Annotated in this window: 15 protein-coding genes and 1 pseudogene; 4 read left to right on the top strand and 12 right to left on the bottom strand. The window is 72.1% G+C overall.

What is annotated here, in order from left to right; all coding sequences use genetic code 11:
- Positions 1 to 17: 17 nt before the first annotated feature.
- From ACZ4Z2_RS06305 to ACZ4Z2_RS06295, 3 genes are all read right to left on the bottom strand, one after another.
- Positions 18 to 782 (bottom strand): GNAT family N-acetyltransferase, encoded by a 765-nt coding sequence (locus tag ACZ4Z2_RS06305; RefSeq protein ID WP_468072934.1) that lies wholly within the window; start codon positions 780 to 782, stop codon positions 18 to 20.
- 79 nt (positions 783 to 861) lie between these two features.
- Positions 862 to 2967, bottom strand: a complete 2106-nt coding sequence (locus ACZ4Z2_RS06300) for an IucA/IucC family protein (RefSeq protein WP_468072932.1) — start codon at positions 2965 to 2967, stop codon at positions 862 to 864.
- A gap of 300 nt (positions 2968 to 3267) precedes the next feature.
- Positions 3268 to 4758, bottom strand: a complete 1491-nt coding sequence (locus tag ACZ4Z2_RS06295) for a diaminobutyrate--2-oxoglutarate transaminase family protein (RefSeq protein ID WP_468072930.1) — start codon at positions 4756 to 4758, stop codon at positions 3268 to 3270.
- A 378-nt stretch (positions 4759 to 5136) separates the two neighbouring features.
- Between ACZ4Z2_RS06295 and ACZ4Z2_RS06290 the strand changes: the two genes are divergently transcribed.
- Together ACZ4Z2_RS06290 and ACZ4Z2_RS06285 are read left to right on the top strand one after the other, a co-directional pair.
- Positions 5137 to 6363: a trypsin-like serine peptidase gene (locus ACZ4Z2_RS06290; RefSeq protein WP_468072928.1), complete on the top strand. Its 1227-nt coding sequence runs from the start codon at positions 5137 to 5139 to the stop codon at positions 6361 to 6363.
- 245 nt (positions 6364 to 6608) lie between these two features.
- Positions 6609 to 7790 carry a trypsin-like serine peptidase gene (locus ACZ4Z2_RS06285; protein ID WP_468072926.1) on the top strand — a complete coding sequence of 394 codons (1182 nt, stop codon included), beginning with the start codon at positions 6609 to 6611 and terminating at the stop codon, positions 7788 to 7790.
- Between the two features lie 97 nt (positions 7791 to 7887).
- Here ACZ4Z2_RS06285 and hflX read toward each other — a convergent pair whose 3' ends face one another.
- From hflX to miaA, 6 genes are all read right to left on the bottom strand, one after another.
- Positions 7888 to 9384, bottom strand: a complete 1497-nt coding sequence (gene hflX / locus ACZ4Z2_RS06280) for a GTPase HflX (protein WP_468072924.1) — start codon at positions 9382 to 9384, stop codon at positions 7888 to 7890.
- Between the two features lie 205 nt (positions 9385 to 9589).
- Positions 9590 to 11083 (bottom strand): M1 family metallopeptidase, encoded by a 1494-nt coding sequence (locus tag ACZ4Z2_RS06275; RefSeq protein WP_468072922.1) that lies wholly within the window; start codon positions 11081 to 11083, stop codon positions 9590 to 9592.
- 104 nt (positions 11084 to 11187) lie between these two features.
- Positions 11188 to 13368 carry a RelA/SpoT family protein gene (locus ACZ4Z2_RS06270; protein WP_468072920.1) on the bottom strand — a complete coding sequence of 727 codons (2181 nt, stop codon included), beginning with the start codon at positions 13366 to 13368 and terminating at the stop codon, positions 11188 to 11190.
- Between the two features lie 296 nt (positions 13369 to 13664).
- The gene (gene dapF, locus ACZ4Z2_RS06265) at positions 13665 to 14534 is read right to left on the bottom strand and encodes a diaminopimelate epimerase (RefSeq protein WP_468072918.1); all 870 of its coding nucleotides are present in this window, start codon (positions 14532 to 14534) and stop codon (positions 13665 to 13667) included.
- 74 nt (positions 14535 to 14608) lie between these two features.
- A complete protein-coding gene (locus ACZ4Z2_RS06260) occupies positions 14609 to 15139 on the bottom strand; it encodes a hypothetical protein (RefSeq protein WP_468072916.1) in 531 nt (176 codons plus the stop codon).
- A 102-nt stretch (positions 15140 to 15241) separates the two neighbouring features.
- Positions 15242 to 16180 carry a tRNA (adenosine(37)-N6)-dimethylallyltransferase MiaA gene (gene miaA, locus ACZ4Z2_RS06255; protein ID WP_468072914.1) on the bottom strand — a complete coding sequence of 313 codons (939 nt, stop codon included), beginning with the start codon at positions 16178 to 16180 and terminating at the stop codon, positions 15242 to 15244.
- A 182-nt stretch (positions 16181 to 16362) separates the two neighbouring features.
- Between miaA and ACZ4Z2_RS06250 the strand changes: the two genes are divergently transcribed.
- Together ACZ4Z2_RS06250 and ACZ4Z2_RS06245 are read left to right on the top strand one after the other, a co-directional pair.
- Positions 16363 to 16632, top strand: a complete 270-nt coding sequence (locus tag ACZ4Z2_RS06250) for a hypothetical protein (RefSeq protein ID WP_468072912.1) — start codon at positions 16363 to 16365, stop codon at positions 16630 to 16632.
- A 22-nt stretch (positions 16633 to 16654) separates the two neighbouring features.
- Complete coding sequence (locus ACZ4Z2_RS06245; protein WP_468072910.1) at positions 16655 to 16957, top strand: antitoxin; 303 nt, start codon at positions 16655 to 16657, stop codon at positions 16955 to 16957.
- Between the two features lie 56 nt (positions 16958 to 17013).
- Here the strand turns inward: ACZ4Z2_RS06245 and ACZ4Z2_RS06240 are convergent, their stop codons facing one another.
- The 3 genes and pseudogenes from ACZ4Z2_RS06240 to ACZ4Z2_RS06230 all read right to left on the bottom strand — a co-directional run.
- Positions 17014 to 17724, bottom strand: a complete 711-nt coding sequence (locus ACZ4Z2_RS06240; protein WP_468072908.1) for a class III extradiol dioxygenase subunit B-like domain-containing protein — start codon at positions 17722 to 17724, stop codon at positions 17014 to 17016.
- A gap of 234 nt (positions 17725 to 17958) precedes the next feature.
- Complete coding sequence (gene miaB / locus ACZ4Z2_RS06235; protein ID WP_468072906.1) at positions 17959 to 19479, bottom strand: tRNA (N6-isopentenyl adenosine(37)-C2)-methylthiotransferase MiaB; 1521 nt, start codon at positions 19477 to 19479, stop codon at positions 17959 to 17961.
- A 102-nt stretch (positions 19480 to 19581) separates the two neighbouring features.
- Positions 19582 to 19740 (bottom strand): annotated as a pseudogene (locus ACZ4Z2_RS06230) (pyrophosphohydrolase domain-containing protein); the annotation flags it as partial.
- Positions 19741 to 19893: the final 153 nt, after the last annotated feature.

Below are 19893 nucleotides of genomic sequence, written 5' to 3'. Positions count from 1 at the left end.
CCACATCAGTACGTGATCTACATCAGATCGCGCAGCAGCCGGTCCCGGATCATGAGGGCGGCCCGCTTGTCGGGCAGGTCGACCTCCGCCGAGAACCGGAAACCAGCGCTGAGGAAAGCGGAGACGGAGGGGAAGTTACGAAGGTCGGGTTCCGCGACGACGCGGGCACAGGAAGGACGTTTGTCCAGGACGAGATCGGCGACGGCGCGCAGCAGGGCGGAGCCGAGACCTCTCCCCCGGTCGGCCACCGGACCGATGAGGAGGTGGATGCCGGTGTCATGGGGGCGGGCCGGGTAGTGGCGGGCGATGGGGTCGAGGTCCGCCCGGTAGATCTCCCAGTAGCTCGTCGGGGTGCCGTCCAGCATGCCCAGGCAGGGCACGCTGCGGCCGTCGCCGTCGAGCTGGGCCCGGAGGTGGTTCGCGGTCACCTCCTCGGATCCGGCGAGGTTCCAGGAGGAGGCCACGGCGGAGTCGTTCATCCAGCGGGTGATCAGCGGGAGGTCTCGTTCGAGGCGGACGGGTAGGAGGCGCAGCGTGCCGACGGGAGTGACCGCGGGCCCCCAGCCAGGGAGGTGATCCAGCAGTTCCCCCTCTTTCGTGAGTGCCTCCCGGCTCGGATCGGCACCCTCGCCGCCGGTGTCGGCGTCCTCGGCGAGGAACGCGGCCAGGTCGTCGGGCAGGCGCAGTTCGAGCGTGTCCTCGGTGCTGTCGGCCTGGGTGGTGCCGGCCTGGGTGGTGCCCGTGTCGGTGCCGGAAGTGGTGCTCGCATCGGTGGGAGGCACGCGACGCTCCTCTCAGGGGATGGGGTGGGTCATGTTCCTCGGGACGTGAAGTGAGTAGTCGGTGATCGGGGCGATCGGGTCAGGTGTGGAGGGGGTTGGCGATGGTGACGTAGACGGACTGGGTGTCGACGGGGCCCACGAGTTCGTCGAGGCCGTTCAGCCGGGTCAGCAGATTGGCCTTGCAGCGCAGGACGGGTGAGTCGAGCAGCAGGGCCGGGAGGGGGGTGGCCAAGCGGGCGGGGCCGGTGGCGACACCGGTGAGGAAGCGGCGGAAGGCGGCGAGCAGCAGCCGTTCGTCGGCGAGGCCCTGCGAGCCGAACGCGCCGATGAGGCCGAGCACGTTGTTGATGCCGAGGTAGTACGCGAACCGTTCGTCGGTGACCTCGTCGGGGACGAACGTGTCGCTGTGCTCGCCGATACCGGGCAGCCGGGCGTCGAGGTCCGCACGACGGGACTCGCGGAAGTAGTAGCCCTGGTTGTCGCGGTACCGCCCGCCCTTGGGCCAGCCGTCGGGGTCGAGCAGGAGGACCGTGTTCTGCTGGTGGGCTTCGAGGGCGATCCCGGCCTCGCTGTCCAGCCACAGGATGGGCCGCACGACCTGCTCCAGATAGCGCAGGAACCACTCGGCGGCGACGGCGCCTGTGGGGCGACCGGTGCGGCCGGCGAGCCGGGCGACGACCTCGGCGAGCCGGGACCGCATGGCGGGAGCCTCCTGGAGACGGTCGCCTTGGGTGGGTGGCTGCGGGGCGGGGAGAGGGTGCGGCGCTCGGCTGGGCACGGACGCCCGCTGCCCGGGAATGTGGCTCGCCCGGTGCTCGCCGTCTTCGTGCGGGCCGTCCTCCGACACCCCGTCCATTGACCGCCCCGTCGTGTACGGCCACCCGTCCGCATATGGCCTCGGTGACACGAGCCCCGCCACACAGCAGGCGTCGTCCGCCGGGCCGAAGGGGTTGTGCCGGATCACGACGTCGAGGCCGGGCACGGGGTCGCCGTCCGGCGCGGTCACCGCCAGCCAGGCGGGGTCGCGGACGATGTCGAACCCGGGGTGGGCGGCCTGCCAGTGCTTGGCCAGGCCGGTGCGCAGCAGGCGGTGTACCTCGACGCCTCGGTGGAGCTCCTTGCGGAGGTTCTCGCGGCGGGAGTTGGTGATCCGCAGGCCCAGAGACAGCTTCAGCATCGCGGGGGCAGCGGTGCGGTAGACGGTACGGACGGAGGAGGTGGGGTGCCAAGGGGAGCCGTGGGGGCCGAGGTCCAGCAGCAGCCCGGCGTCCAGCAGGGCGGCGACGGCCGGGTGGTGTCGGACCTCGCGCAGTTGCCAGGGATGGAGGGGCAGGGCGGCGTAGCCGTCGGGCAGGGGCAGACCGGCGCCGGCCAGCCGTGCGGTCAGCTGCGCGGCGGGAACGACCCGGCCGCGCTCCGTCCACGCCGAGTCGGCCGACAGGACGGACGGTGCGACGGCCAGCCAGTGCAAGGGAAAGGAGCCACGACACTCGGGCGAGTACCGCTGTGCTTCCGCCTCGGACAGCCCTTCCCGGCTCTTGGGGGTGGGGTGCAGCGGATGACCGAGCACGAGGGCCTGCTCGGCGGCGAGGAACGGATCCGCCACGTCGTCCGGCCGCGCCCGCCGCTCGGCGATGAAACCGGCGACCCGTCGAGCGGAGTCAGCGACCCTGCCGACGAGGTCGAGCGGGTCGAGTGATGCGGGTGGGGGGTCTTGGACGAGCGGGTTCGGGGCCGTGCCCTCGCCCGCCGTGGCTTCTCTGGACAGCAGGGCCGCCACCGTCGCCGCGTCGGCGGGCGGCGCCGTCTCGGGAGCGCCGGCGAGGCGGGGGAGGCCGAAGCGGTGCCATCCGGTCGGGGACCAGTGGTGGATCGGGACGAGGAGGGCCGTACCGGTGGCGGTGAGGGGGATGCGGAGAGTGGCGTCGTCGGGGCGGGTGAGGTCGTGCTCGCGTACCCAGCAACGCAGCAGGTTCTCCACGGCCGCGACCTGCGCCGCGATGTGCGGGTCGGGATGGTCCAGCAGGTCGGCGGCCGGGAGGGGAGGGCGCCCGGAGTTCGGGGGGCCGGGATGTGCGTCCTCCGGCATGGCATCGGGCGCCGCTGGGGCGATGGACGCTCGGGGGGAGTGGGTGTCGTCCTGGGACGCGTCGGTGCGGCCTTCGGAGGCGGGGGTCGCGGTCAAGGGGATTCCTGGATGTGGTGGTCCGGGCGGGGTGGTCGTGTGGTGGGAGGGAGGTACGGGCTGATGGGGAGGAAGCGCGTGGCGGGGACGAGGTCGGTGCGGGACGTCGTCGTTGTCCGAGCGGGCCGACTGCTGAGGGGGGCGCTGCTGGGGGAGGCGTTGGTGCGGTGGCGCGGGGGTGACCGCTGCGGCTGGATCCTGGAGGCGTTCGGACGGAGGCCCGGGGCGCCCGGACGGATCCCGGGGGCGTCCGGCTGGGTCCTCGGGCCGCCCGGACGGAGCCTCGGGCCGCCTGGCCAGTCAACCGCCGGGGACGTGCCCCAGGCGCCCGCCCTCTTCGGGCGGCGTGGCTCCCGGTCCCCGCGCTGCGGCGGCGGCCACGGAGGTGATCGCGTCCGTGAGGCGGTCGAGTACGGCGTCGGCCTGCTCGTCGGTGATCGTCAGCGGAGGGAGGAGGCGTACGACGCCGGCGTGGCGGCCGCCCAGTTCGACGATCAGGCCGCGGCGGAGGCACTCGCGCTGGACGGCGGTGGCGAGGGACGGGGCGGGAGGATGCGGGCCGGTGGCGCCGGAGGGCGGGGCCGCGGCGGGGTTGACCATCTCGATGCCGATCATCAGCCCTCGCCCTCGTACGTCACCGACACAGGGGAACTCCCCGGTGAGCCGGTGGAGGTGGGCGAGCATCCGGGCGCCCAGGGTCTCGGCGCGCTCGGCGAGGAGGTTCTCCCGGACGTAGGCGAGCGTGGCGGTACCGGCGGCCATGGCGAGCTGGTTGCCGCGGAAGGTGCCGGCGTGGGCGCCGGGCTGCCACACGTCGAGGTCGTCGCGGTAGACCACGACGGCCAAGGGGAGGCTGCCGCCGATGGCCTTGGAGAGGACCATGACATCCGGGACGACCCCGCTGTGTTCGACCGCCCAGAAGCGGCCCGTGCGCCCCACGCCCGTCTGGACCTCGTCGGCGATCAGCGGGATGGAACGTGCCTGTGTGATCGTGCGCATCCGGCGGAGCCAGCCGTCCGGCGCGGGGATGACACCGCCCTCGCCCTGGACGGGTTCGAGGATCATCCCGGCGGGCAGCGGGACACCGGACTTGGTGTCGTCGAGGACGGACTCGATCCAGCGGGCGGCGAGTTCGGCACCGCGTTCGCCGCCGACACCGAACGGGCAGCGGTAGTCCTGGGGATAGGGCAGGCGGGCGACCCGTACGTCGCCGGCGCCCCCGGACGCTTCGAGCGCCCCGGCGGTCATGCCGTGGTAGGCGCCGGTGAAGGCGAGCATCCCGGTGCGGCCGGTCGCCGCCCGCACCAGCTTGAGGGCGGCCTCCACGGCATCCGTGCCCGCGGGCCCGCAGAACTGCACCCGGGCGCGGTCGGCGAGACCGGGAGGCAGGGTGCGGAACAGCTCGGTGGTGAAGGCGTCCTTGACGGGCGTGGCCAGATCGAGGATGTGCAGCGGGGCTCCCGAGTCGAGCACCTTGCGGATCGCCTCGAGGACGACCGGGTGATTGTGCCCGAGGGCGAGGGTGCCGGCGCCGGACAGGCAGTCGAGATAACGGCGGCCGTCCGCGCCCTCGATGGTCAGCCCCCGTGCCCGCACCGGCACGATCGGCAGAGCACGCGCGTAGGTGCGCGCCGCCGACTCGCGCGCCGCCTGCCGCCGCAGGATCCCCTCGTGCGCCGAGCGCGCCCCCTCGTACTCCCGCCGTGCGGGCGCCCGTTCGTCCTCGTGTCCCGCACGCGCCCGCCCCGGCTCGCTCTCGACAGGTGCCACCGCAGACTCGGTCACCGCCACGACTACACTTCCTCCCGCTGCTCAGAGGCGAGTTGGCAGGGGTCACCGAGCACCGGCGGGTCCCCGCCCGTACCAACGACGCGGCACGCACTCGGAAGCGGGTGAGGCGAAGATCCTTGCCGTGACGGAACCGTTGCCGTTCCATCGGATGTCCCTCACAGGCACCGCATAGTGTGTGGTGCCGTTCCGGAGGGACGCCCGGCTCGGCGGATCCGCACCAAGCCGCGCGTACGGCGACCACGTCCGAAGAAACAGACGTGCGGAGCCGAGCACGAGTCGTGTCGGAGCCGTACGAGGAGGCGGCGGGCGTGCGGCAAAGCCGTGCGCGCACCGCTTCGGCAGCACAGAGTTCTTCGACGCCCCAGGGGAGTTCAGACCATGCGACCCATACGCCCGCTCTTCGCCGCTCGTCGTGGAAGGAGCGCGCGCCGCAGAACCTCCCCCGTCCTGGCAGCGGTCGGTCTCGTCACGGCCCTGTCGTTGACCGCGACCGCCTGCGGCTCGGGGGAGACCACGGCGAACGCGGAGGCATCGGCGTCCGCCCAGGACAGCGGCGGCGACGGCAAGATCCGGATCCCGGACAACATCAAGGAAAAGCTCAAGGAACACGGGATCGACCTCGACAAGTGGCGGGGCGGGGCCTGGAAGAACTGGGACAAGGACGACTGGCTGCGCGAGGCCGAGGACTACGTCAACCCGATCATCAAGGACCTGTGGAACCCGGACCGGATGCGGGACGCCGAGGAACCGGAGAAGGAGGTCGACGAGAACGACCTCACCGGCGACCAGGGCGTCACCGACCCGACCCCGCAGGCCGTGCAGGCGGAGGCGGTGTCGACGAAGTACCACGCGAACGTGCCCGAGGCGGGCAAGGTCTTCTTCGACGCACCCGAGGGCACGATGGTCTGCTCGGCGACGGTAGTGCAGGACCCGGCCAATCCGGGCAAGTCCAACCTCGTCTGGACGGCCGGTCACTGTGTGCACGCCGGCAGGTCGGGCGGCTGGTACCGCAACATCGCCTTCGTCCCCTCCTACAACGACAGCGGTCTGCCGGCTTCGCAACTGTCCACGGCCACCAAGGAGGAGGTCGCCCCGTACGGGGTCTGGTGGGGTGACTGGGCACAGACCTCGGACCAGTGGATCGAGCAGGGCGGCCAGAAGGGCGGCGACGGAGCGCCGTACGACTTCGCGGTCATCCATGTGACGCCGGAGGCGGGCAGCGGCGGCAAGTCCCTGGAGGAGATGGTCGGGTCGGCGCTGCCGGTGGACTTCGACGCGCCCGCCGTGCCGGACGTCGACAGCATCACCGCGACGGGTTACCCGGCCGGCGCCCCGTACGACGGCGAGACGATGTACCAGTGCACGGACGCGCCGGGGCGGCTCTCGCTGGTGAAGTCCGACCCGACGATGTACCGCATCGGCTGCACCATGACCGGCGGTTCGTCGGGCGGCGGCTGGGTGGCGACCGGCTCGGACGGCAAACCGGCGCTGGTGTCCAACACCTCCATCGGCCCGGTGAGCGCGGGCTGGCTGGCCGGGCCGCGGCTGGGCGAGGAGGCGCAGGGCGTCTACGAGGCGGTGAGCGAGAAGTTCGCCCAGCGGTGATGTCCGGCACGCGGTGACGACCGCGCGACGACGGTTCGGCGGCTGTCGGAAGGCGGCCGCCGAAGTGTTGTCCGGGAGGAGCCGACGGGTTGTCCGGGAGGAGCCGACGGGTTGTGCGGGAGGAGCCGACGTATGGGGCCGGAGGAGGCGCGCGGAAATGTTCGCCGCGCGCTCTGCGTGTGTCCCCCAGCGCCCCCGCATAGTGGGCGTGACACAAGGAGCAGTTCCGACGGGGGTCGAGAACCATGCGCTTCTCATTTCGGCGGCATCCCCTCCTCGCCGCCACCGGACTGGTCGTGGTCCTCACTCTGACGGCGACCGCCTGCGGCTCGGCCGGCGGGGGCACGAGCGACAGGCCCAGCGCCGCCGCCTCCCGCACCGCCGACAGAGACGGTGACGGTATCCCCGACGTCATCGCCGACAGACTCCGGGAGCACGGCGTCGACGTCGACGACTGGAAGGACGGCGGCTGGGAGGACTGGGACGAGGAGCAGTGGCTCGGTGAGGCCGAGGAGTTCTTCAACCCGGTGATCGACGGCCTGTGGGACGCGGAGCGGATGCGCGAGGCCGACGACCCCGCGAAGACGGTCTCCCCGCAGGACGCCTCCCTCGACCAGGGCATCAGCGACCCGCCCCCGGCACCGGTCGAGGCCACGGCCGAGAAGACGCCGTACCACGTGAACGCCGGTCCCGTCGGCAAGATCTTCTTCGACTCGCCCGAAGGCTCGATGGTCTGCTCGGGCACGGTCGTCTCGGACGAGAACCGTCCGGGGAGGTCCAACCTGGTGTGGACCGCCGGCCACTGTGTGCACGCGGGCAGCGGCGGCGGCTGGTACCGGAACATCGTCTTCGTGCCGGCCTACAACGACCTCGGCAGGTCCGAGGATGAGCTGGCCGCGGGCGCCCCGGCGGAGGAGGTCGCGCCGTTCGGCCAGTGGTGGGCGGACTGGGCCGCCACCTCGGACGAGTGGATCGCGGGCGGCTCCCAGGAGGGCGGCGCCGGCGCGGCGTACGACTACGCGGTGCTGCATGTGAAGCCCGAGTCGGGCTCCGCGTCGCTGGAGGAGACCGTCGGTTCGGCCCTGGACGTGGATTTCTCGGCGCCCCCTGTGTCCGGGATCGACACGCTCGGCGCCTGGGGCTACCCGGCGGCACCGCCGTACAACGGTCTGACGATGTTCCGTTGCATCGACAGGCCCGGGCGGCTCTCCCTCGATCCGTCGCTGCCGACGATGTACCGCATCGGCTGCACGATGACGGGCGGTTCGTCGGGCGGCGGATGGTTCCGGATGGTCGACGGGGCGCCTCGGCTCGTCTCCAACACGTCGATCGGCCCGACCGACAACACCTGGCTCGCCGGGCCCCAGCTGGGCAAGGGCGCCAAGGCGCTGTACGACGACCTGAGTCTGTCGTACGGCGATCGGTGAGTGGTGTCCGGGGGCCCGGGCGGACCCGTCGTCGAAGACCGGCCATGGGCGAAGGCCCGCCCCTCGGGAGAGGGGCGGGCCTTCCTCGCGTGAGGCGTCAGACCGTCGGCGCCGGTACGTACGGTGCCAGGTCCGCCGCCAGCTCCTCGTGTACCCGGGCCTTGAGCAGGGTGCCCTCCGGGGTGTGCTCCTCGGAGATCACCTCGCCCTCGGTGTGGGCACGGGCGACGAGCTTGCCGTGGGTGTACGGCACGAGCGCCTCGATCTCGACCGACGGGCGCGGCAGTTCGCTGTCGATGAGCGCCAGCAGCTCCGCGATGCCCTCACCGGTGCGGGCCGAGACCGCGATGGAGCGCTTCTCGATCCGCAGCAGCCGCTGGAGCGTCAGCGGGTCGGCCGCGTCCGCCTTGTTGATCACCACGATCTCGGGGACGTTCGTCGCGCCCACGTCACGGATGACCTCGCGCACGGCGGCCAGCTGCTCCTCCGGCGCCGGGTGCGAGCCGTCGACCACGTGGAGGATCAGGTCGGAGTCGCCGACCTCCTCCATCGTGGAGCGGAACGCCTCGACGAGGTGGTGCGGCAGGTGCCGTACGAAGCCGACGGTGTCCGCCAGCGTGTACAGCCGCCCGCTCGGGGTCTCGGCCCGGCGCACGGTCGGGTCGAGGGTGGCGAAGAGGGCGTTCTCGACCAGGACGCCCGCGCCGGTGAGGCGGTTGAGCAGGGACGACTTGCCGGCGTTGGTGTAGCCGGCGATGGCGACCGAGGGGACCTTGTTGCGTCGGCGCTCCTGGCGCTTGATCTCGCGGCCGGTCTTCATCTCCGCGATCTCCCGGCGCATCTTCGCCATCTTCTCGCGGATCCGTCGCCGGTCCGTCTCGATCTTGGTCTCACCCGGACCACGGGTGGCGAGGCCGCCGCCCTTGCCGCCGCCCATCTGCCGGGACAGCGACTGACCCCAGCCGCGCAGTCGCGGCAGCATGTACTGCATCTGCGCGAGCGCGACCTGGGCCTTGCCCTCTCGGGACTTGGCGTGCTGGGCGAAGATGTCGAGGATCAGGGCCGTGCGGTCGATGACCTTGACCTTGACGACGTCTTCGAGGTGGATGAGCTGACCCGGGCTGAGCTCACCGTCGCAGATGACGGTGTCGGCGCCCGATTCGAGGACGATGTCCCGCAGCTCGTCTGCCTTGCCGGAGCCGATGTAGGTGGCCGCGTCCGGCTTGTCGCGGCGCTGGATCACGCCGTCGAGCACGAGCGCGCCCGCCGTCTCCGCGAGGGCGGCCAGCTCGGCCAGGGAGTTCTCCGCGTCCTGCGCGGTCCCCGTGGTCCAGACACCGACGAGTACGACGCGCTCCAGTCGGAGCTGGCGGTACTCGACCTCGGTGACGTCCTCGAGCTCGGTGGAGAGGCCCGCGACACGGCGCAGGGCCGCGCGCTCGGAGCGGTCGAACTGGTCGCCGTCCCGCTCGCCGTCGATCTCGAAGCTCCAGGCGACGTCCTCTTCCATCAGGGCATCGGCCCGAAGACCTTCGGGGTTGTTCTGCGCGAAGGCGCGCTGTGCGGCCTGGGAAGGGGATGAAGAGGAGGTCATTGGATCCTTACGTCGATGGGGGTACCGATGGGTGACGGACCACGATCCGTCATGGGTGACAACGCCCGGGGCTGCCGGGAGATTCCCGGTCGCGGCCCCGGACCGACCCTGAGACAGCCCCTAGGGGCCGGTCCCGGCCGACCGCAGTGGGCCGTGCCGCCGACTCGAAGATGGTCGCACGGCACGCCTCGTCTCGTCACGCGGGTTATTTTCCCGTGTTCCGCTGCGCCGAAGCCTCCGCCGGGGCCGTCCTCCACTCCGGGTGCCCCGGCATCGGCGGCGTCCGCTCCTCGTGGAGCCAGCCCTGGAAGAAGGCGTCGAGGTCGCGCCCGGCGATCCGGGACGCGAGCCGCTGGAAGTCGGCGGTGGACGCGACGCCGTCGCGGTGGACGGCGACCCAGGCCCGCTGGAGCCGTGCGAAGGCGGGGCGCCCGATCTCCTCGCGCAGGGCGTACAGGACGAGCGCGGCCCCGTCGTACACGTTCGGCCGGAAGATACCGATCTTGTGGCCGGCCTTGGGCACCCTGGGTGCCGCAGGCGGCCCTCCGGCGGCCCGCCAGCGGTCGGAGGCGCTGTAGGCGGCCTTCATCCGGGCCTCCATGGGCCTGCCCGCCGTCTCCTCGGCGTAGAGGGCCTCGTACCAGGTGGCGTGCCCCTCGTTCAGCCACAGGTCGGACCAGGTGCGGGGGCTGACGCTGTTGCCGAACCACTGGTGGGCCAGCTCGTGCACCATGATCGACTCGACGTACCACTTCGGGTACTCGGCGCGTGTGAACAGCTCCCTCTCGAAGAGGGAGAGGGTCTGTGTCTCCAGCTCGAACCCGGTCTGCGCCTCGGCGATGAGCACCCCGTACGTCTCGAAGGGGTACCGGCCGACCTTGCGCTCCATCCACGCGATCTGCGCCGGGGTCTTCGCCAGCCACGGTTCGAGCCGCTCGCGGTCCTTGGCGGGGACCACGTCGCGGACGGGCAGACCGTCCGGCCCGGAGCGGCGCACGACGGCGGAGCGGCCGATGGACACCTGGGCCAGTTCGGTGGCCATGGGGTGGGCGGTGCGGTAGGTCCAGGTGGTGGTGCCGGGGCCGCGCCGCGTTCCGGCGTCCAGACCGTTGGAGACGGCCGTGTAGCCGTCGGGCACGGTGACGCGGACGGTGAACATGGCCTTGTCGGACGGGTGGTCGTTGCAGGGGAACACCACGTGGGCCGCGTCGGCCTGGTTGGCCATGGCGAGGCCGTCGGCGGTCCGCACCCAGCCGCCCTCCTCGTCCCCGGTGTAGACGGGGTCACTGGTGTGCCGCACGGTGATGCGGGTCCGGCTGCCCGCGGGGAGCGGCTCCCCGGGGGTGATCACCAGGTCCTCGCCGGCGGTGGTGAAGGCGGCGGGTGTCCCGTCGACCTCGACGGAGCTCACCTTCCCGTGGGTGAAGTCGAGGTTCACCGAGTCCAGCGGCGAGGTCGTCAGGGCGTCGATCGTGGTGACGGCCGTCAGGGGCCTGCGGTTGTCGCCGGGGTAGGTGAAGGCGAGGTCGTACGACCGCACGTCGTAACCGGGGTTGCCGAGGTGCGGGAAGAGGCGGTCGCCGACGCCGAGGGGACGGGCGGGCGAGGGCGCGCTCGCGGCGATCAGGCAGACGGAGACGGCGGAGGTGAGCAGCGCCGCCTTGGTGCGGCGGGCCCTGGGGCGTGGGGTGAGCGGCATGGACCACCGCTACCAGCGCGCCCGGGCTCCACGCCGCCGACTCGCAGCCGTCCCACCCGAACGAGCGGCCCCGCGGTCGGCTGAGCCGCCCGGCCCGCGGGTGGCTACTGGGCGGCCGCCTGGTGCTGGGGCCGGGCCACGTCGTACACGCCCGCCACGTTCCGCATGGCCCGCATCAGGTTCGGGAGCAGGGCCGCGTCCGGGAGCTGCACCGTGTACGTGTGCCGGACGCGCTGCTGGGTCGGGGGTTCGACGGTGGCGGAGACGATGGCGACGCCCTCCAGCGCGATGGCCTCGGTGAGGTCGGCGAGGAGGTGCGGCCGCTGGAACGACTCGGCGACGAGGGTGACCCGGAACTCGGTGGTGTCCCCCCAGTGCACGGCGATCTCCCCGCGGCCCAGGCCCTTCATACGGGTCACGGCGGCGCACTCGACGCGGTGCACGGTCACCACTCCCCCGCGCACGGCGAAGCCGGTGACCTCGTCGGGCGGTACGGGGGTGCAGCAGCCGGCGAGGCGGACGTTCGCGTCGGGCTGGTCGGCGACGACCACGGCGTTCGCGGTGTCCGAGGGCACGGCGGGCTCGTCATGGGCGGGGCGGGGGGCGGGCGCCTCGTCCTGGCGTTCGTCGAGCGCGTCCGGTCCGTCGTCGGCGGTCGACGGGTGGGTGGCGAGCCAGCGCTGGATGGCGATGCGGGCGGCGGGGGTGTGGGCGTGCTCCAGCCACTCCCTGGAGGGTTCGGAGGCGGGGTCCTGGCCCATGAGGAGCTGGACGGTGTCGCCGTCCTTCAGGACCGTGCTCAGCGTCGCCAGACGGCCGTTGACGCGGGCGCCGATACAGGCGTGCGCGTCCTCGCCGTACTGCGCGTACGCGGCGTCCACGCAACTGGCGCCCTCGGGGAGGCCCAGGGTGCCCCCGTCGGGCCGGAACACGGTGATCTCGCGGTCCTGGGCGAGGTCCTCGCGCAGGGTGGACCAGAACATGTCGGCGTCGGGCGCGGCCCGCTGCCAGTCGAGGAGGCGGGAGAGCCAGCCGGGGCGGGTGGGGTCGACGCGCTCACCCTCGCCCTCGGAGCGCTCACCCTCGCCGGTGGCGCGCTCGCCGTCGGTCTGGTCCTCGACGGGGGCGGCGTAGGGGTTGCCGAGCGCGACGACGCCCGCCTCGGCGACCTTGTGCATCTGGTGCGTGCGGATGAGGACTTCGGCGACCTGTCCGTCGCCGCGGGCGACGGCCGTGTGCAGCGACTGGTACAGGTTGAACTTCGGTACGGCGATGAAGTCCTTGAACTCCGAGACCACCGGGGTGAGACAGGTGTGCAGTTCGCCGAGGACGGCGTAGCAGTCGGCGTCCTCGTTGACGAGGACGAGGAGCCGTCCGAAGTCGGTGCCGCGCAGCTGGCCCCGTTTGCGCGAGACCCGATGCAGGGAGACGAAGTGGCGCGGCCGGATGAGGACTTCGGCCTGGATGCCGGCCTCGCGCAGGACCGCGCGCACCTCTTCGGCGATCTCGGCGAGTGGGTCGCTCTCCCGGGCGGCGTTGTCCGCGATCAGCTCTCGGGTCTGGGCGTACTCCTCGGGGTGGAGGATCGCGAAGACGAGGTCCTCCAGCTCGGTCTTGAGTGCCTGGACGCCGAGGCGTTCGGCGAGCGGGATCAGGACGTCCCGGGTGACCTTGGCGATGCGTTCCTGCTTCTCGGGGCGCATCACGCCGAGGGTGCGCATGTTGTGCAGCCGGTCGGCGAGTTTGATCGACATCACGCGGACGTCGTTGCCGGTGGCGACCAGCATCTTGCGGAAGGTCTCGGGTTCGGCGGCGGCGCCGTAGTCGACCTTCTCCAACTTGGTGACGCCGTCGACGAGGTAGCGCACCTCCTCGCCGAACTGCTCGCGCACCTGATCGAGCGTCACGTCCGTGTCCTCCACGGTGTCGTGGAGCAGAGAGGCCGTCAGGGTCGTCGTCTCCGCGCCGAGTTCGGCGAGGATCAGCGTCACGGCGAGCGGGTGGGTGATGTACGGCTCGCCGCTCTTGCGCATCTGGCCGCGGTGCGAGGACTCGGCGAGGACGTACGCCCGGCGCAGCGGTTCCAGGTCGGCGTCGGGGTGGTGGGCGCGGTGGGCCTCGGCGACGTGGCTGATCGCGTCGGGCATCCGGTCACGGGTGGCCGGCCCCAGCAGTGCGGCACGGCCCAGACGGCGCAGGTCGATGCGGGGCCGGCCCTTCCTGCGGTGCGCTGTGGGCGGCGCAGGGGCGGGCGATACGGCGGGGTTCGTGGCCTCCGCGCTCATGGGCACCTCCGGCTGCGTGGACCGGCGGACGGGTGCCCCATGGCGTGCGGCGGCTCAGGGATCGTGTCGTTCCCCCGTCCGTGCCGGTGCTTGATGCTACCGAGCCCACCACGCCCACCTGACCGCCTCTCGCCGAGCGTGAAACGGATCACCCATTCGAGCGACGGTTCAGGGGTTTACGGTTTCGAGCCACTCGACCCCGGCCCTGCCTGGGATTCGCACCTCTGAGCAGCCCTTCAACTCGTACACCTGTGGCATGCGGGAGCCGTGCACCACTGTGTCGAGCCTCACACGGCTCAACGCACGGCGGATTCGAGCCAGTTGGCGTCGAGTTCTCCTTCGGCGACGATCACCGCGGGGCCGGTCATCTCGACCTCGCCGTCGGGCCGTTCGGTGATGACGAGGGTTCCGCCGGGCACGTCGACGGTGTACGTGACCGGGGTGCCCGTCACCGCGGGGTCGGTGCCGTCCCGGCGTGCGGTGGCCACGGCGACGGCGCACGCGCCCGTGCCGCACGACCGGGTCTCCCCGGAGCCGCGCTCGTGGACGCGCATCGCCACGTGGCGCGGGCCCCGGTCGACGACGAACTCCACGTTGACCCCGTCCGGGTAGGCGGCGGCCGGGCTGAACGGCGGCGGGGTGTACAGGTCGCCGGCCTGGGCGAGGTCGTCGACGAAGGCCACCGCGTGCGGGTTGCCCATGTTGACGTTGCGCGCGGGCCAGCTGTGCTCGCCGACGCTCACCGTGACGTCCCCTTCGGGCAGGCGCGCCCTGCCCATGCCGACGGTGACGTCACCGTCCTTGGCGATGTGGACGTTCTTCACGCCCCCGCGCGTGGCGACGGCGAGGTCGCCCTCGGTGACATGACCGGCGTGCTGGAGGTAGCGCGCGAAGACCCGGACGCCGTTCCCGCACATCTCGGCGACCGAGCCGTCGCCGTTGCGGTAGTCCATGAACCACTCGGCCTCGGCCGCCATCCCCCGGGCCTCGGGGTGCGCGGCCGACCGTACGACGTGCAGCACGCCGTCGCCCCCGATGCCCGCGCGCCGGTCGCACAGGGCGGCGACGGCGGCGGGGGTGAGGTCGATGAGGTTCTCGGGGTCAGGGACGATCACGAAGTCGTTCTCGGTCCCGTGACCCTTGAGGAAGGCGATCCGCGTGCTCATTCCTCGATCGTACGGGGTGGAGGGGCCGTCCCCCCCGGGCACGGGTTCAGGGGGGTGCCCGTGCGCGGACGCGCCTAGCGCAACCGGGCCACGCGCCACACGGCCAGGACGACCACGGCGGCGAGCACCAGGGCGTACCCGAGGACGACCCGCCAGTCCGGGCGGCGTCCGGAGCCCCGCGCGGGCAGACCGGGCCACGTGTAACCCACACGGCGTGCGGCCATCATGCCCCAGCCGCCCGCCATGGAGCAGATCAGCAGACCGAGCATGGCGACCACGGCACCGCCGTCGCCGAACTCGAAGGCGAGCGGGAAGGCGAACATCAGGGAGCCGACCGCGCCGAGGCCCACGATGGGCGCGAGCTGCCACAGACGCAGCCGGCGCTGGGGGCGGAGTTCGACCTCGACCTCCGGAGCGGACATCTCGTCCGGTTCCGGTCCGTCGTCGGTCACGCCGTCCGGAGTCTGGTCGTCCGGCCCGTCGGGGCTCAGCGGACCGCCATCGAGGTCCAGTGCGTACCCCTCGGTAACCAGCTGGTCCGCGTCTTCCGCGGTGCCGTGCTCCGCGCCTTGCGCGGTGTCGCGAGGGCCGGCCTCCATCGCCACGCGCCCTCCCAACTCGGACTCCACTTGGTCGATCGAAGCTCGATGATGGCACGCCCCCGGAGGCCGGGATGACCGCCGGGGCGACCCGATGCCATGACGTGATCAGGCTGTAACCGGTCGTTCGATCAACGCCAGTGCGAGCTGCGGGAGTTCCGTGAGGTCCGCGGCACCCCCCTTGAGCCAATGCACCCGGGGGTCGCGTCTGAACCATGAATCCTGACGGCGCGCGAAGCGCTTGGTGGCACGGACGGTCTCGGCGCGCGCCTCGTCCATGGTGCACTGCCCGGCGAGTGCCGTGAGGACCTGCTGATAGCCGAGCGCCCGCGAGGCCGTACGCCCCTCGCGCAACCCCTGCGCCTCCAGTGCGCGCACTTCCTCGACGAGTCCGGCGTCCCACATCCGGTCGACGCGGGCGGCGATGCGCTCGTCCAGCTCGGGGCGGGCCACGTCGACACCGATCTGCACGGTGTCGTAGACCGAGTCGTGGCCCGGCAGGTTGGCGGTGAAGGGCTTGCCGGTGATCTCGATCACCTCGAGGGCCCGGACGATGCGGCGGCCGTTGCTGGGCAGGATGGCGTGGGCCGCCTCGGGGTCGGCGGCGGCGAGCCGGGCGTGCAGGGCGCCGGAGCCGCGCAGGGTGAGTTCCTCCTCCAGACGGGCCCGGACCTCGGGATCCGTACCGGGGAACTCCAGGTTGTCCACGGCCCCCCGGACGTACAGACCGGAGCCGCCCACCAGGACGGGCCAGCGCCCCTCGGCGAGGAGCGCGTCGATCCGGGCCCTGGCGAGCCGCTGGTACTCGGCGACGCTGGCGGTGACCGTGACGTCCCAGATGTCCAGGAGGTGGTGCGGGACTCCGTCGCGCTCTTCGGGGGTCAGCTTGGCGGTGCCGATGTCCATCCCCCGGTAGAGCTGCATGGAATCGGCGTTGACGACCTCGCCGCCGAGGCGTTGGGCCAGAAATACGCCCAGATCGGACTTGCCCGCCGCGGTCGGGCCGACGACGGCGATGACCCGCGGGGCGGGAACTGCGCTACTCACCGCCCCAGTCTCGCAAACCTCGGGGCCTCATCTCGAACGAGCTACGTGACGCGACGCGGGCGGGGTCGTTGCGTGTTGCGTGTTCTGATGCGCCGGCTTCGAGTGCCGGCGACCCGGTCGACGCAATCGGACGCTCCGGGAAGGCGCGGGAATTAGCCCGCATGAGTAGCATTGAGGTTGATATGGGCGTTTTTTCGTTGTTCCGTCGCAAGGCGAAGGGCTCGGAGGAGGCCGCCGAGACGACCCCCGCGGCGACCGCCGAGGCCGGGACGGAAGAGTCGGACGAGGCGAAGGGATCTGCTGAGGCCGCCCAGCCGGAAGCCGGCACCGAGGACGAGGCGAAGGACGCCGTGGCGGAGGTGGTCGACGCGGCGGACGACGTCGAGATCCCCCAGCAGCAGACCGCCGAGAAGGCCGCCGACAACGAGGCCAGTGAGGGCGCCCGCAAGTGAGGTCCGCGCGGGAAGGTGAACCATGCATCTTCTGCACAGTATGAAAACCAGACTCTCCCCGGCCAAGGAGAAGGTCTCGCACCTCGCACAGAAGCACGAGGGCAAGATCCATCACGGTCTCGACAAGGCCGCCCACGCGGTCGACAGGAAGACCAAGGGCAAGTACAGCGAAAAGATCCACTCAGGCACCGGCAAGGCGAAGCACGCCATGGACCGGCTCGCGCACAAGGAAGACCACGGCGGCACCCCTCCTCCACCTCCGGCCGGCGGGGTCACCCCGCCTCCGGCCGGTGGGGCGGCACCACCACCGCCTCCGACTTCCTGACCACCTTCACATCGACGGACGGCCGCGGAGCACCTCGCTCCCGGCCGTCCGCCGTGTCACGACCAGGTCGCCACGAGGTAGCCCACGCCGTAGGGCGCGTCGTCGTACAGCAGGCCGCCGCTCAGGGACGCCTCCTCGGCGGCGCCGGCGAGCACCTGCCAGGGGGCGCGGCCGGAGACCTTCAGCTCCGCCGCGAGCCCCGTGTCCAGCGTCTTCAGGGCGGTCAGGTCCACCGCGGCGAGGGCGTGCGCGACCACCGCGTCGAAACCGGCCGCGCGGTCGTCCAGGTACCCCGGCGCCTTGAGGGTCCGGCAGGCGCTGGCGTCGCCCATCACCAGCAGGGACACCCGCTCGGCACGCCCGGCGATGTCCCGACCGACCTGAACACACCGCTCGGGTTCGAGAGGGTCCGCCACGGCGACACCCTCGACGGGGGCGGACAGGTCGGCGCGGTCCAGCAGCCAGGCAGCCACCGCGAGGGAGGCCGGGAGCACCCCTTCCGGTGCCTCCTGTCCACCCTCAACCCGCCCCAGCCGGACGTCGAGATCCACGCCGAACCCGCGGAACGACCCGCGTGCGCCCGGGGCGTACCACCCGTCCCGCTCGGCGGGCCCCACGACGACCAGGCGGTCGGGGCGGGCGGCCGCGAGCACGCCGAGCGCGTCCGCGCACGCCTCCCGCGCACGGTCCAGCTCGGGCGCGGCCCCCGCGGCCACCTCGGGCACGAGCAGCGGAGGACAGGGACAGACAGCGGCGGCGACAAGCATGATCCGCAGGGTAACCGCCACCACCGCCGGACGCGCGGGGCGCCGCCGAGGGGCGCGGATCGGCGCCGCCGGGGCGCGTGATCGGCAACGTGGGGCGCGGGCCGACGCCGTGGGGCACAGGGCGCGGGCCGACGCCGTGGGGCGCGGCCGGCAGCCGGGAGGGGTCGCGGGCCTGCGGCGGTCACCGTGGACGGCTCGTCCAGAGCAGCCGACCGGCCTGGCGGCAGCGGGCCGTCAGTGCCCCCCGCACCCGCCCGTCGTCGCCACCGGCAGCGGATCCGGAACGCCGATCTTCGGCAGCCCGAGCAGCACCCCCGCCGGCTTGGCCTCGGGCGCGGCGTTCCGCTTCTCCCAGGCGTCCCCCGCGCGGGTCCGGCGCACATCGAGGACGGCGCCCTCGGCGAGCAGGTGGTGCGGAGCGGCGTACGTGATCTCGACGGTCACGACGTCACCGGGGCGCACCTCCTGGTCCGGCTTGGTGAAGTGGACGAGGCGGTTGTCGGGGGCGCGGCCGGAGAGCCGGCGGGTGGCGCCGTCCTTGCGGCCCTCGCCCTCGGCGACCATCAGCTCCAGGGTGCGGCCGACCTGCTTCTTGTTCTCCTCCCAGGAGATCTCCTCCTGGAGGGCGACGAGACGCTCGTAGCGCTTCTGCACGACCTCCTTGGGGATCTGGTCCTCCATGGTGGCCGCGGGCGTGCCGGGGCGCTTGGAGTACTGGAAGGTGAACGCCTGAGCGAAGCGGGCCTCGCGCACCACGTGCAGCGTCTGCTCGAAGTCCTCCTCGGTCTCGCCGGGGAAGCCCACGATGATGTCGGTGGTGATCGCGGCGTGCGGGATGGCGGCGCGGACCTTCTCGATGATCCCCAGGTAGCGCTCCTGGCGGTACGAGCGGCGCATCGCCTTCAGCACCGTGTCGGAGCCGGACTGGAGCGGCATGTGCAGCTGCGGCATCACGTTCGGCGTCTCGGCCATGGCGGCGATCACGTCGTCGGTGAAGTCACGGGGGTGCGGTGAGGTGAACCGGACGCGCTCCAGGCCCTCGATCGTCCCGCAGGCCCGCAGCAGCTTGCTGAACGCCTCGCGGTCGCCGATGTCGGAGCCGTACGCGTTGACGTTCTGCCCGAGGAGCGTGATCTCGGAGACGCCCTCGCCGACCAGCGCCTCGATCTCGGCGAGGATGTCGCCGGTGCGGCGGTCCTTCTCCTTGCCGCGCAGCGCGGGGACGATGCAGAACGTGCAGGTGTTGTTGCAGCCGACGGAGATCGACACCCAGGCCGCGTACGCGCTCTCGCGGCGGGTCGGCAGCGTCGAGGGGAACGCCTCCAGGGACTCGGCGATCTCGACCTGCGCCTCTTCCTGCACGCGCGCGCGTTCCAGCAGGACCGGCAGCTTGCCGATGTTGTGCGTACCGAAGACGACGTCCACCCAGGGCGCCCTCTTGACGATGGTGTCGCGGTCCTTCTGGGCCAGACAGCCACCGACGGCGATCTGCATGCCGGGCCGGGACGCCTTCATGGGGGCGAGGCGGCCGAGGTTGCCGTAGAGGCGGTTGTCGGCGTTCTCGCGTACGGCGCAGGTGTTGAAGACGACGACGTCGGCGTTGCCCTCGCCGGCGTCCTCGGGCGCGCGCACGTACCCGGCCTCCTCCAGGAGACCGGACAGCCGCTCGGAGTCGTGGACGTTCATCTGGCACCCGTAGGTGCGTACTTCGTATGTCTTGACGCCCACTGCCTGGCTCCGGTCGCTGCTGGTCATGTCACCAGGGTAGGCGCTCCGCGGAGTACGCCCCGCCCCTCACCCCGTGCACGCCCGTCCCAGCGGGTCCGTCCCCGCCGGTCAGCCGGTCCACCCCGCTCGTCAGCCGGTCCAGCCCTGCGCGCTCAGGACCGCGGCGATGTCGGGCGCCCGGTAGTGGTCGCCCTTGAGGACCTTGCCGTCGGCGCGGCGGGCGACGCGGCCGTCGGGGCCCAGCTTGGTCATGTTGGAGCGGTGGATCTCGGCGATCACCGCGTCCAGGCCCTGTCGTCACATTCCCGCCGTCGCCCGCGGGGTAGGTGGGAATTTGACGACAGGGCCTAGTAGTGCCTGGTCAGGTTCACTCGCCGGTGGCGTGTCCGTTTGATCGCTTGTTCCGTTGGCCTGTTGTGATGGGTGGGGAGCTGGCCGCGG

The sequence above is a fragment of the Streptomyces sp. NPDC030183 genome (assembly GCF_055573455.1).
The sequence above is the reverse complement of the archived record's forward strand: the minus strand, read 5'-3'. Positions and strand labels throughout refer to the sequence as shown.

Bases quoted from the DNA above. Each gene is read 5' to 3' on its own strand.
- dapF (WP_468072918.1), bottom strand. From the start codon at position 14,534: ATGAGCACGCGGATCGCCTTCCTCAAGGGTCACGGGACCGAGAACGAC.
- ACZ4Z2_RS06270 (WP_468072920.1), bottom strand. From the start codon at position 13,368: ATGAGCGCGGAGGCCACGAACCCCGCCGTATCGCCCGCCCCTGCGCCG.
- hflX (WP_468072924.1), bottom strand. From the start codon at position 9,384: ATGACCTCCTCTTCATCCCCTTCCCAGGCCGCACAGCGCGCCTTCGCG.
- ACZ4Z2_RS06245 (WP_468072910.1), top strand. From the start codon at position 16,655: ATGCATCTTCTGCACAGTATGAAAACCAGACTCTCCCCGGCCAAGGAG.
- ACZ4Z2_RS06285 (WP_468072926.1), top strand. From the start codon at position 6,609: ATGCGCTTCTCATTTCGGCGGCATCCCCTCCTCGCCGCCACCGGACTG.
- ACZ4Z2_RS06240 (WP_468072908.1), bottom strand. From the start codon at position 17,724: ATGCTTGTCGCCGCCGCTGTCTGTCCCTGTCCTCCGCTGCTCGTGCCC.
- ACZ4Z2_RS06275 (WP_468072922.1), bottom strand. From the start codon at position 11,083: ATGCCGCTCACCCCACGCCCCAGGGCCCGCCGCACCAAGGCGGCGCTG.
- ACZ4Z2_RS06250 (WP_468072912.1), top strand. From the start codon at position 16,363: ATGGGCGTTTTTTCGTTGTTCCGTCGCAAGGCGAAGGGCTCGGAGGAG.
- miaB (WP_468072906.1), bottom strand. From the start codon at position 19,479: ATGACCAGCAGCGACCGGAGCCAGGCAGTGGGCGTCAAGACATACGAA.
- ACZ4Z2_RS06290 (WP_468072928.1), top strand. From the start codon at position 5,137: ATGCGACCCATACGCCCGCTCTTCGCCGCTCGTCGTGGAAGGAGCGCG.